The sequence below is a fragment of the Pelagibacterium lentulum genome (genome assembly GCF_003992625.1).
In the GTDB taxonomy this organism is placed as follows: Bacteria; Pseudomonadota; Alphaproteobacteria; order Rhizobiales; family Devosiaceae; genus Pelagibacterium; species Pelagibacterium lentulum.
Genome location: NZ_RZMW01000041.1, coordinates 361,873 through 374,626, shown reverse-complemented (window position 1 = coordinate 374,626; position 12,754 = coordinate 361,873). Strand labels below are relative to the sequence as shown.

Below are 12,754 nucleotides of genomic sequence, written 5' to 3'. Positions count from 1 at the left end.
AGAGATCTGCAGGGGACACAGAAAATGGCACAACGGTCGGAAATTGGGGACACTGTAATGTCGGCGGGCTCAAGCGAACAAATGTGGCAGCGTGTGCGGACGCGGCTGCGTGCGGCAGTGGGCGAGGATGTGTTTACATCCTGGTTTGCCCGGCTTGAGCTTGAAGAGGTCGTTGGAGACCTTGCTCACCTCTCTGTGCCAACACGGTTCTTGTGCTCCTGGATTCAGTCCAATTATCTTGAGAAGATTCTCGAAGCGCTGAGTGCGGAAAACGAGGCCATCGGCCGCGTACATGTCACCGTGCGCGTAAACGGCCAGGCGCGTCCGCGCCTTGCATCGCCATGTGAAGCCTCTTCAGGCGAAAAGGAAGCGCCGAGTCCTGCGACCCAGCCCGCCGTGACCATGGCCGCCAGCCAGCCAACGCTGATCGCGCCGGCCAACGCCAATCGGTCTGACGCGCTCTCAGGCAGTGCGCTCGACCGCAAGCTGACGTTCGATACATTCGTTACCGGCGGCGCCAACGAAATGGCGCTCGGGGTTGCCAAGCAGGTCGCATCGGCTGCCGCCAATAATATCGTCACCTTCAATCCGGTCTATATCCATTCCAGCGTCGGGCTGGGCAAGACCCACCTGCTCAATGCTATTGCCTGGGCAGCGGGCGCCAACGATTCGAGCCGCAATATTGTTTATCTGACGGCCGATCATTTCATGTATCATTTCATCACTGCGGTTAAGCATCAGTCCGCGCTTGCCTTCAAGGAATGGCTGCGCCGGATTGATCTGCTGCTTATCGATGACATGCAGTTCCTTCAGGGCAAATCAGCGACTGAATTCGGCCATACGCTTTCCAGCCTGATTTCCGGCACCAAGCAGGTCGTTGTGGCTGGCGATGCGCCGCCGCGCGATCTTGAAATGCTCGATGACCGGGTGAAATCGCGGCTTTCGGGCGGTCTCGTCATTCCCATCTCTCCTTTTGATGCCGAGTTGCGCCGTGCCATCGTGCAAAAACGCGCCGATCAGGCCTGCTCGCGCTTTTCCGGCCTGAGTTTTCCACCGGCGGTGATCGATTTTGTCGCGCGCTGTATCGTGAGCCATGGCCGCGATCTCGACGGTGCGGTCAACCGATTGGTTGCAGCCAACCAGTTGACCGGCGAGCCGATCACTGTGGGGCTCGCTGAAAAGACCCTGCAGGATCTCATTCGTTCGCGCGAAACGCCAAAGGTGCGGATCGAAGATATTCTCAAGATCGTGGCGCGCCACTATAAGGTGCCGCGCACCGAATTGCTGTCCTCGCGCCGGTCCCGCGATGTGGTGCGTCCGCGCCAGATCGCCATGTATCTTGCCAAATCCCTGACTTCGCGTTCATTGCCCGAAATCGGGCGCCGCTTCGGCGGGCGCGATCACACGACCGTGTTGCATTCAGTGCGCAAGGTCGAGCAGTTGATGAGCCAGGATGTCGATCTGACCCAGGAAATCGAACTCCTGCGCCGCATGCTGGAAGAGTAGGCGGTTTAGAATTTCCCAAAGCCTTAGCTTAGGGGCCACGCACTTGCTGTTGCAGGAAGGTGGTCACCGCGGGTTCGGGGTAATCCACGACTTTTCTGGCTTGATAGGGCCCCTGCGACAGGCTGGGGCCTTGCCTTTTGTGCAAAGCCGGGGCAGGGTCTGCGCCCGGTGTTCTGCCGGGGCCGCCCGCAAACCGGTGGCAGGCAGTACCAGATGCAGTTTCGCCAGGGGTAGAATAAGCGATGAAGGTCACGCTCGAGCGCAATCATCTTTTGAAATCGCTGGGACATGTCCATCGTGTCGTCGAGCGCCGCAACACATATCCGATCCTTGCAAATGTGCTTATGAGCGCAACTGCGGACGGCCTTGACCTGCGCGCCACAGATCTCGATATAGAAGTGACCGAGACCGTTCCCGCCATGACCGGCACGCCGGGCACAACGACAGTTCCGGCCCATACGCTTTACGATATCGTGCGCAAGCTTTCCGATGGTGCCGAAGTGGTGCTGGAAACCGATGGCAACGATCAGATGCTCATTTCTTCGGGCCGCTCGCGCTTTCACCTTGCCTGTCTGAATCCCGATGGCTTTCCCGACCTGAAATCGGGCGCATTCACCCATACCTTTTCCATTGGCTCGGATGTGCTCAAGGATTTGATCGAACGCACCCAGTTCGCAATTTCCAATGAGGAAACCCGCTATTACCTCAATGGGATATTCATCCACACAATAGACGCCGGAGACGGCATCGTCATGCGTGCCGCGGCAACCGACGGGCACCGTCTGGCCCGCGTTGAAACCGAAGCGCCGCAAGGCTCTGCAGGCATGCCCGGCATTATTGTGCCCCGCAAGACCGTCGCCGAAGTGCTCAAGCTGCTTGATGGCGTGGACGGTGATGTCGGTGTCGAATTGTCCGATACCAAGATCCGCTTTACCCTCGGCGGTGTGGTGCTGCTCTCCAAGCTGATCGAGGGCAGTTTCCCTGACTACGAACGGGTAACGCCAAAGAACAACGACAAGCTGCTTGAAGTGGATCGCGACAGCCTGCAAAAGGCTGTCGATCGTGTCTCGACAATCGCTTCCGAGCGCGGTGGCAAGGCGGTCAAGCTTTCGCTCAGCCAGGGCCAGCTCGAACTCTCGGTCACAAATCCCGATCACGGCACCGCAAATGAGGAATTGCCGGTGGCTTTTGAGGCCGAGCCTTTCGAGATCGGCTTCAATGCGCGCTATCTTCTGGAAATCATTGCTCAGATCCGCACCGAGAATGCGCACTTCCTTTTCAACGACGCCGGTTCGCCAACCTTGGTGAAGGAAGAAGGGGAACCCAAGGCGCTGTTTGTGCTCATGCCGATGCGGGTGTGAGGCGCAGTTCGCGAAAGTGAATGAAAGGTCGGCTGGACCGTTTCAGGCGACGAGCGCCCTGAGCCATGCGAAGGGCTATGGCACAAGCACAACCGCGCTAACATGACCCAACCGCAGCGTCATATCTCCCGGCTCAGGCTCACCAGCTATCGCAATTATGCCAGCGCTGCCTTGGACCTCGATGCACGCCATGTGGTGCTGACAGGCGAAAACGGGGCCGGCAAAACCAACCTGATTGAAGCGGTGTCGCTGCTCTCGCCCGGACGCGGATTGCGCCGCGCGCCGTTCGATACATTGGCGCTCGCTGGCGGCAATGGACTATGGGCGATCGCTGCGACCATTGAAACCGAATATGGCCCGGTCGACATCGGAACCGGGGCGGCTGGCGATGCGGGCGCACGCCGCGTGCGCATCAATGGGGCCAATGCGCGTTCGGTTGAGGAGATGAGCGAGCATCTGCGCATCCTTTGGCTGACCCCGGCCATGGATGGGCTTTATTCGGGGCCAGCTTCGGATCGGAGGCGGTTTCTGGACCGGTTGGTAACAACACTTGTGCCTGGGCATTCGGCAGCGGTTGCCGACTATGAAAAGGCCATGCGCCAACGCAACAGGTTGCTTGAGGAAAATGGCGATCCGGCCTGGCTCGCAGCCATCGAAGCGCAGATGGCCCAATACGCCTCGGCGATTCACTTCGCCCGCACCGATTCGCTCTCCCACCTGCAATCGCTGATGGACGCGTCGGTGGCCGATACCGGTTTCCCGCCGGCCCGGCTTGAACTTTCAAGCATGTTGGAGGGGCATGAGCCGGAAAATGCCAGTGTTCTGGAAACAGAGCTTGCGCATTTATGGCGCGCCAATCGCGCGCTTGATCGGGCTGCGGGCCGGACAACGTTGGGGCCGCACCGGATCGATATGGCCGTCTTTCATGCACAAAAAGCCATGCCCGCTGCCATATGCTCGACCGGAGAGCAAAAGGCGTTGCTGATCGGGCTTATCCTCATTCATGCGCGGCTCGTCGGCCAGATGACCGGAATGACCCCGATCCTGCTGCTCGACGAGATCGCGGCCCATCTCGATCCGACACGGCGCGCGGCGCTGTTTTCTGCCCTCGACAAACTCGGAACCCAATGCTGGATGACAGGAACGGACCCCATGCTGTTTGACGGACTGGGCTCGCACGCACAGCACTTTTCGGTCCGCGCCGGAACGATTGCCCCATTTGGCAGCTAAACCACGCGGTGTAGGTAAATAACCGGGCTAAAACCGCCATAACGCTTGGGCTTGCGGTCCCGATCAGGTACAACAGATTGACCTCAAACAAGGCTGATTCTTTTTGCATGAGTGACACGCCAGAAAATCTCGAAAACCCTGAATACGGTGCGGATTCGATCAAGGTCCTCAAGGGTCTTGATGCGGTCAGGAAGCGCCCTGGCATGTATATCGGGGATACCGATGACGGCACCGGGCTGCACCATATGGTCTATGAGGTTGTCGATAACGCCATAGACGAGGCGCTGGCCGGTCATGCGGATCTTGTAACCGTCACACTCAATCCCGATGGATCGGTCACTGTCACCGATAATGGTCGCGGCATTCCAACCGACATCCATAAGGAAGAGGGCGTCTCGGCAGCCGAGGTCATCATGACCCAGCTCCATGCGGGCGGCAAGTTCGACCAGAATTCCTACAAGGTCTCGGGCGGGTTGCACGGGGTGGGCGTCTCGGTGGTCAATGCGCTTTCGGTCTGGCTCAAGCTCTCGATCCGCCGCAACGGCAAGATCCACGAGATCAGCTTCACCCATGGCGTGGCCGATTCTCCGCTCAGGATCGTTGGCGATTATGAGGGGCGCTCCGGAACGGCTGTAACCTTCATGCCTTCGAGCGAAACCTTCACCATGATCGAGTTCGACTACAAGACGCTCGAGCATCGCCTGCGCGAACTTGCCTTCCTCAATTCAGGCGTCCATATCGTGATCAGGGACAACCGGCATCCCGAGCCGGTCGAAACCGACCTGTTCTATGAAGGCGGGCTCGAGGCCTTTGTCAAATATCTCGACAAGAACAAGTCCGGGCTGATCGAGCGCCCGATCGCGATATCGGCCGAAAAGGATGGGATCACGGTCGAGGTGGCCCTTTGGTGGAACGACAGCTACCACGAGCACGTCTTGTGCTTTACCAACACCATTCCCCAGCGCGACGGGGGTACGCACCTTGCAGGTCTGCGCGGCGCGCTCACCCGGCAGGTCACGTCTTATGCCGAGCAGAGCGGGATCACCAAGAAAGAAAAGGTGTCGCTGACCGGCGACGATACGCGCGAAGGGCTGACCTGCGTGCTTTCGGTCAAGGTGCCTGACCCCAAATTCTCGTCCCAGACCAAGGACAAGCTGGTATCTTCCGAGGTCCGTCCCGTTGTCGAAAATGTCGTCAACGAGAAGCTCAACCAGTGGTTTGAGGAACATCCCACCGAAGCCAGATCCATTGTCTCCAAGGTTGCCGAGGCCGCCGCGGCGCGCGAAGCAGCCCGCAAGGCGCGGGAATTGACCCGCCGCAAGTCGGCGCTGGAAATTTCCTCGCTTCCCGGCAAACTGGCAGACTGTCAGGAGCGCGATCCCGCCAAGGCCGAAATCTTCATCGTGGAAGGGGATTCTGCGGGCGGTTCGGCCAAGCAGGGGCGCGATCGGGCAACCCAGGCGGTTCTGCCTTTGCGCGGCAAGATCCTCAATGTCGAGCGCGCGCGTTTTGATCGCATGATCTCCTCCGATCAGGTGGGAACGCTGATCACCGCGCTTGGCACCGGCATCGGGCGGGAGGAATTCAATCCCGACAAGCTGCGCTACCACAAGATCATCATCATGACCGACGCGGACGTGGACGGCGCCCATATCCGTACGCTCTTGCTGACTTTCTTTTATCGCCAGACCCCCGAACTCATCGAGCGCGGCCATGTCTATATCGCGCAGCCGCCGCTCTATAAAGTGACCCGTGGGCGGTCCGAGCAATATCTCAAGGACGAGCGTGCCCGCGAGGATTACCTGCTCTCGGGAGGCGTGGACGATGCCGTGCTCACAACGCGGGCAGGCTCGACCCATGCAGGTCAGGATCTTCTGGGTATTGTCGAACAGGCGCGAGACCTTCATCACCTGATCGAGGGCCAGCACACCAAATACAACCGTCAGATGATCGAGCAGGCCGCAGTTGTCGGCGCGCTCGATCCTGCCGCGATGGACGACGAAGCCACAGCGCTCAATCTTGCCGAGCGCGTTGCCAACCGGCTCAATCGCATGTCGGACGAAACCGAGCGTACTTGGGAAGGGCGGCTCGATGGCGAAGGTGGCTATATCTTCACCCGCATCGTGCGTGGGGTCGCCGAAACCCATGCCATTGACGCGGCGCTGATCGGTTCTGCCGATGCGCGCAAGTTGCGCACCCTTGCCGGCAAGCTCGATGAAATCTATGGCGGTGTGCCGACACTTGTGCGCAAAGACGTCAAGAGCGAAGTCTATGGCCCCCGGTCGCTGTTTTCCATCATGATGGCGGCTGGTCAGAAAGGCGTTTCCATGCAACGCTACAAGGGGCTGGGGGAAATGAATGCCGAGCAATTGTGGGAAACCACGATGGATCCCAACGCCAGAACATTGCTGCAGGTACAGATCAACCAGACCGATGAGGCCGACAACATCTTTACCCAGTTGATGGGTGATCTTGTTGAGCCGCGCCGCGAATTCATTCAGGATAACGCTCTGGCAGTGTCCAATCTCGATATTTAAGGCGGCACAGCACCAGGTTCTGGGGACACGGCCGGCAGAAGCGATGCAAATGGGCAACAGATAGGGCCGCCGATGGCCTGCGGGTTTGAAAAATCCCATAAACCGGCCACATTTGGCGCCGATAGGCATTATAGGCAAAAGCAATGGGACGCATTGCTGGCGAAGGATTGAGCAACCGGCATATTTGCTACGGGTATGTTCAGTTGTTGCGACGCTTGGCGTCTTTTGCCGGAATTTCGTGCTTTGAAAGTGACCTTTGATGGATCTTCGTCTTTCCCCCGATGACCGCATCGACTCCAACACGCGCCAGCACAAGGCTGGCACGGCCAAAAGAGCCAGTGCCGAAAAGCCGAAGTCTGGGCGCAGGGCGTCAAAGGCCGCAAAGCCGGAAAAAAGCAAGAAGCCGCGCCGCCGCAATGGCGGCTTTGGTGGCTTTCTGATCACGATCCTTTATATGGGATTTTATGGGGTGTTGCTGGCTGGCCTGGCTGGCGCGGCAGTTGTTGTCTATTACGGTTCCGAGCTTGGTTCGTCCGATACCTGGGAGGTTCCCAAGCGTCCGCCCAACATCCGCGTCCTCGCTTCCAATGGCCAGTTGCTGTCCAATCGCGGACAGACGGGCGGCGAAGCTATAGGCTATCACGAATTGCCCTATTATGTGCCCCTGGCGATCATCGCGAGCGAAGATCGGCGTTTCATGAGCCATTTCGGTGTTGATCCGATTGGTCTTGCCGCTGTAGCGGTCGAAAGTCTGCGCGCCCGTTCGCTGACCCGTGGCGCATCCACCATCACCCAGCAGGTGGCAAAGAACCTGTTTCTGACCCCGGATCAGACGCTTGGCCGCAAGGTGCAGGAAGCGCTTCTCGCCATATGGCTTGAGCAGAACTATACCAAAGAGCAGATTCTCGAACTCTATATGAACCGCGTGCATTTCGGTTCGGGCGCGACCGGCATCGAGGCAGCGGCCCAGACCTATTTCGGCATTTCGGCGCGCAATCTTTCGCTCGGCCAGGCCGCGATGCTTGCTGGAATCCTGCCAGCCCCCGCATCTTACAACCCGCGCAATCATCCTCAGCGGGCCATCGAGCGCCAGCGCATTGCGCTCGCCAATATGGTGCGTGAAGGTTACATCACGGAACAGGAAGCCAGCAGTGCCTCGATCGACCCGGATCGTTCGAGCGTGCCGACGCGTGTCGCCGGAGCGGAATATTATGTCGCCGACTGGGTTGAAACCCTGATGAACGCCTATCTTGGCGAAGTTCATGACGACGTTATCGTTTCAACGACCATCGATTGGGAATTGCAAAAGCACGCCGAGTTCGTGGTCAAGGAAGCCGTGCTCGAATACGGTTCTGCGCGCAATTTCGACCAGGCCGCTTTGGTCGCCATGGATACCGAAGGTCGGGTTCGTGCCCTGGTCGGCGGCGTCGATTATAATCAGAGCCAGTATAACCGTGCTGTGACCGCGCGCCGTCAACCCGGTTCGGCCTTCAAGCCTTTCGTTTATCTTGCAGCGCTGCAGCAAGGCTATACGCCTGATACGCTTATGGTTGACGAACCGCTCGAGTACAACGGCTGGTCGCCGCAGAACGCCAACAACCGGTATGTCGGACCCATTCTCCTGCGCGACGCCCTGGCCTATTCCATCAATACCGTAGCGGCACGCATCGCCATCGATATCGGGCCCGAATATGTGGTGGAAACCGCCTATCGCTTGGGCTTTTCGTCGAACTTCCTGCCCGTTCCTGCCATTGCGCTGGGCACCCAGGAAGTTTCGCTTCTCGAGTTGACCGCTGCCTATACCCCCTTCGCCAATGGCGGGCGCGGCGTGATTGCAAATGTCATCACCCGCATTACCACCACCGATGGCGAAGTGCTTTATGAAGAAGTGCCGTCAGGTCCCGGCCAGATTCTCACGTCCGAGCAGGTCGGCATGATGAATGACATGCTCAAGACCGGCGTTGAAGCGGGTACGGGGCGCGGCGCCCAGCTTGGTGGCTGGCCGATGGCTGGCAAGACAGGCACCTCTCAGCGCAGCCGTGATGCTCTGTTTGTCGGCTACACCGCAAGCTGGGTTGGCGGCGTGTGGCTGGGCAATGATGACGATACGCCCATGCGCAACATGTCCGGCGGCTCGATTCCTGCCCAGATATGGCGCGATTTCATGACCCGTGCCCATCAGGGGCTGACGGTAGCCAATCTGCCCGGGTCCTATATTCGCTTGCAGGATCGCGTCGCCCTGCCTCAGGATGGCGGTGGCTTCGCGGGCCAGCCTGCACAGCCAGAGGGCTGGGGTGGCGAGTTGCCTCAGCAGCCTCTGCCCCAACAACCCATGCAGCAGCAACAGCCCCAGCCCATACGCAGCCCCGACGCGATCGGAGATCTGCTCAATGGCATCTTTGGCAACTAGATGCGTGTCCAGCAAGAGTAGAACGGTTTTGCGGTTCGGACACGCGACAAAACAATGACTTAGAGCTGGGTTTTTGATTCCATCAAAACCTGAACGGCTCTAGATGAAGAAAAAGGAGTCGGTCAGGGTCCTTTTTCATATGGCCATCAAGCCGCTGCCATGGGCTTTGAGCCAAGCCTTGCCTCGCTCATAGTCGGGCAAGGTTCGGGCAACGGTCCGCCAGAAAGCGGGAGAATGGTTCATCTCCAGAATGTGTGCCACTTCGTGTGCAGCCACATAGTCCAGCACATAGGGAGGCGCAAGGATCAGGCGCCAGTTGAAATTGAGCACCCGTGCGCTTGAGCACGATCCCCAGCGTGTCGATTGATCGCGGATACGCAGGCTGGCAATTTTGACCCCAAGCCTTTCGGCATGAATGGCGCAGCGTGTTTCAAGATCGCTGCGGGCCTGCGCCTTGAGCCAGTCGGTCAACCGGCGCTCCAGATGCTCGGGACCACCCGGTACGCGCAGGACCGGCAAACCGTCTCTGTCTTCGGCCGGCCCGATACGCACGATCCCGCGCGCGCTGGTCTCGGCCACGATTCTGTGCAATTGGCCGCGCAAGGCAAGCGTTGCGCCGTCGGCCATTCCGGCCCCTGTTGCGCGCTTTGAAATCTTGTCCGCCAGCCAGCCCTTGTGACGCATGAGAAACGCTTCGGCATCGCTCCAGCGGCCCTTGTGCGGCACTGTCAGCACCGGACCATTGCGCGCTGAAAGGCTCAGTCTGTAATGGCGCGCACGCGCATGAACGCGGACCTTGACGACGATTATATCGCTATCGAGATCGAGTGCCACTTCTTGGGGGAATTTCGGGGTGCGCCAGCGGCGCAGATCAAGATCCATCAGCAAGGCTCGCCAGTTCGAATCGCGATGCCATTATGAGGTATTGCGCTCCTGTTGAACAAAAAAAGTGGCATGCGCCCTAATGAAGGACGTCATGCCACTTTGAGAATGCCTTGAGGCAGGGGAAGCTCAAGGCGGCATCATGCCGGGCGGGAGGAGAGGAGGAAAGGTACCCGGCACAATGGATAGGTGTCAGCATCTAATACTGGGGGTGATCCCCATCATTGCGATGCTCGTCGCGGCGCGATCCGCGTTCGCGCATGAAGCGGTCGAATTCATCGCGGTCGCGCGCCTTGTGCAGATTGGCAAGATATTCCTCGAAGGCTTCGCGCTCTTCTTCGAGCCGCTGACGCTCTTCCTCGAGCCTTTTCAACTGCTCGTCGCGATATTCGTCAAAGGCGGCATTGCCAGTCCGGCCGCTGCGATAGCGTCGCCCACAGCCTTTCTTGTGTGTTTTGAAGCTGTGCTTTTGCTCGCTGAACCAGCGTTCCGCGCGCTCCTTGCTGCCGCCAAAATATTCGCCCCACAGGATATAGGCCAGCACCGCCAGGCCAAGCGGCCAGAAGATGATGAAGCCGAGCACCATGAGGGCAATGGTCAAAGGCGACCATTCCGGTTTGATAAGGGCCGTATTCATGTCGTCTCTCCAAGTCTCGAACACAAAGGGAAATTGGGATTGGTTTTGGTTCGATCAAGGTGAGAAAGGCAATTTTTAGCTCTTGAAATCCTGTGCTAGAACACCAACGCTCCATCCGCGGGGCATAGTGGAAAGCCAGATGACCCCAGCCCAATCCCTCTCAAATTCCGAATCCATCGCCTATGTCCCGCGCGCCGCAAACCCTTTGCGCCTTGAAACGCTTGTGCTTTTGCGCTGGCTCGCGATTGCGGGCCAGTCGGCCAGCATCCTGGTCGTCCATTTTGTCTTGGGTTTTGATCTGCCTCTTGCGGCCTGCGCGACGGTGATTGCCGCCTCGGTGCTGCTCAATCTCGGACTGTTGATCCGCTTTGGACCGGCCCATCGCCCCGGTTCAAGGCTTGGTTTTATCCAGCTTGCCTATGACTGTCTGCAATTGGGCAGCCTTTTGTATCTCACTGGAGGTCTGGGTAATCCCTTTGCCCTACTGCTATTGGCGCCAGTATCGGTCTCGGCCTCGGCTCTGCCCTCGCGGGAAACCGTTCTTCTGGCTTCGCTTGTGGCCCTGATCGCAACCCTGATCGCATTGTTTCACCTGCCGTTGCCCTGGGATCCCGCCGCCCCCTTTACCCCGCCGCCCTTCTATCTCCTGGGCATGTGGGTGTCGCTGCTATGCGGGGTCGGGTTCATTGCAGCCTATACCAACAAGGTGGCCCACGAAGCCCGCCAACTCGTCGATGCACTGACCGTGACCGAACTTGCCCTCTCGCGCCAGCAGCAGCTTTCCGCGCTTGATGGGCTTGCCGCCGCCGCCGCCCATGAATTGGGCACGCCACTGGCGACTATTGCGCTGGCGGCAAAGGAAATGCGCCGGGAAGTGGCTGAAGGCGAATTGGCCGAAGACATGGACCTGATCCTGGAACAAGTCGCCCGCTGTCGTGCCATTCTTGGCAAGTTGCGCAATCTTAAATCCGCTCAGGCCGACATCTTCGAAAAGGTCTCCGTTTCCGATGTCATTGCGGAACTGGCCAAACCGCACGAACATGCCGCATCATCGATGGGCAAGACGATCTCCATGTCCAAATCCGAATTTGGTGGTGAAGAACCGGTTATCCTGCGCAATGTCGCGCTGCTATACGGGCTTGGCAATCTCATCGAGAATGCGGTTCAGTTCGCCCGCGAATATATAACCATAAGCGCCGGATGGGACGCGCGCCGGGTTGTGATCACCATTGCCGATGACGGGCCGGGTTTCCCCTCTGAGCTTTTGAGCCGGCTTGGGGAACCTTATCTGACCACGCGCTTCCGCGACAAGGGCGAGGCTGACCCGCGTGGTCCAGATGGCGCTGGCGGGCTTGGGCTTGGTGTTTTTATTGCCAAGACCCTGCTTGAGCGTACCGGGGCAACCTTGCGCTTTTTCAACGCACGGGCCAATGGGCATGCTTGCGTTGAAATCTCGTGGCCACGCGAGGCACTCAATGATGCCGATTCAGAGCCTTGGCCCTAAGCGATCCAAAACGGCGCTACAGGCGTTAGAATTACGGGGCTCGGGACGTTCAAAGTGACGCAGGCCAGGCAGTTCACTTTGACCTTTTGATCCAGATTGGCGATAACCGCACTGGCCAAGAGAGATTAAGTACAATGACCGACCTCAGCGAACTTGCAGACCACGAAAAGACCCTTTTGCTTCTGGACGATGACAAGCCCTTTCTCACCCGGCTTGAGCGCGCGATGGAAAAACGCGGCTTTATTGTAACGGTTGCCGACAGCGTTGCGGCGGGCCTTGCGGCGGTCAAGTCCGATCCTCCGGCTTTTGCAGTAGTTGATTTGCGGCTTGAAGACGGCAACGGGCTCGAAGTGGTATCCACACTTCACGAAAAGCGCCCCGAAGCCCGTGCGGTGGTCCTGACCGGCTACGGCAATATCGCAACCGCCGTAACGGCGGTAAAACTGGGTGCCGTCGATTACCTCGCCAAGCCAGCCGATGCCGATGACGTGGTCAAGGCGCTTCTGGCCGATGCAGAAATCAAGCCTGAACCGCCAGAAAACCCCATGTCGGCTGACCGCGTGCGCTGGGAGCATATTCAGCGGGTTTATGAGCTTTGCGACCGCAATGTTTCGGAAACCGCACGCCGGCTCAACATGCATCGGCGTACGCTTCAGCGCATTCTCGCCAAGCGCGCGCCGCGCTGAT

Annotated in this window: 9 protein-coding genes; 7 read left to right on the top strand and 2 right to left on the bottom strand. The window is 58.8% G+C overall.

All coding sequences use genetic code 11. From position 1 onward, the window contains the following. Positions 1-24: 24 nt before the first annotated feature. The 5 genes from dnaA to EO133_RS15365 all read left to right on the top strand — a co-directional run bounded on the left by dnaA (position 25) and on the right by EO133_RS15365 (position 9,044). Positions 25-1,506, top strand: a complete 1,482-nt coding sequence (gene dnaA / locus EO133_RS15385) for a chromosomal replication initiator protein DnaA (protein WP_371870890.1) — start codon at positions 25-27, stop codon at positions 1,504-1,506. A 242-nt stretch (positions 1,507-1,748) separates the two neighbouring features. After that, complete coding sequence (dnaN, locus tag EO133_RS15380) at positions 1,749-2,867, top strand: DNA polymerase III subunit beta (RefSeq protein WP_127073517.1); 1,119 nt, start codon at positions 1,749-1,751, stop codon at positions 2,865-2,867. Positions 2,868-2,969: 102 nt separating this feature from the next. After that, positions 2,970-4,097 carry a DNA replication/repair protein RecF gene (gene recF / locus EO133_RS15375; protein ID WP_127073516.1) on the top strand — a complete coding sequence of 376 codons (1,128 nt, stop codon included), beginning with the start codon at positions 2,970-2,972 and terminating at the stop codon, positions 4,095-4,097. Between the two features lie 107 nt (positions 4,098-4,204). Next, complete coding sequence (gene gyrB, locus EO133_RS15370; RefSeq protein ID WP_127073515.1) at positions 4,205-6,634, top strand: DNA topoisomerase (ATP-hydrolyzing) subunit B; 2,430 nt, start codon at positions 4,205-4,207, stop codon at positions 6,632-6,634. Between the two features lie 259 nt (positions 6,635-6,893). After that, positions 6,894-9,044 carry a transglycosylase domain-containing protein gene (locus tag EO133_RS15365; protein WP_127073514.1) on the top strand — a complete coding sequence of 717 codons (2,151 nt, stop codon included), beginning with the start codon at positions 6,894-6,896 and terminating at the stop codon, positions 9,042-9,044. Positions 9,045-9,179: 135 nt separating this feature from the next. Here EO133_RS15365 and EO133_RS15360 read toward each other — a convergent pair whose 3' ends face one another. Together EO133_RS15360 and EO133_RS15355 are read right to left on the bottom strand one after the other, a co-directional pair. Beyond that, on the bottom strand, positions 9,180-9,926 hold the full coding sequence (locus tag EO133_RS15360) for a M48 family metallopeptidase (RefSeq protein WP_127073513.1): 747 nt from the start codon (positions 9,924-9,926) through the stop codon (positions 9,180-9,182). A gap of 199 nt (positions 9,927-10,125) precedes the next feature. Beyond that, positions 10,126-10,563: a DUF2852 domain-containing protein gene (locus tag EO133_RS15355; protein ID WP_127073512.1), complete on the bottom strand. Its 438-nt coding sequence runs from the start codon at positions 10,561-10,563 to the stop codon at positions 10,126-10,128. A 139-nt stretch (positions 10,564-10,702) separates the two neighbouring features. Here EO133_RS15355 and EO133_RS15350 point away from each other — a divergent pair, with 139 nt between their 5' ends. Both EO133_RS15350 and EO133_RS15345 read left to right on the top strand, forming a co-directional pair. Then, positions 10,703-12,067, top strand: a complete 1,365-nt coding sequence (locus EO133_RS15350; protein ID WP_127073511.1) for an ActS/PrrB/RegB family redox-sensitive histidine kinase — start codon at positions 10,703-10,705, stop codon at positions 12,065-12,067. Between the two features lie 134 nt (positions 12,068-12,201). Further along, the gene (locus tag EO133_RS15345; protein WP_127073510.1) at positions 12,202-12,753 is read left to right on the top strand and encodes an ActR/PrrA/RegA family redox response regulator transcription factor; all 552 of its coding nucleotides are present in this window, start codon (positions 12,202-12,204) and stop codon (positions 12,751-12,753) included. Position 12,754: the final 1 nt, after the last annotated feature.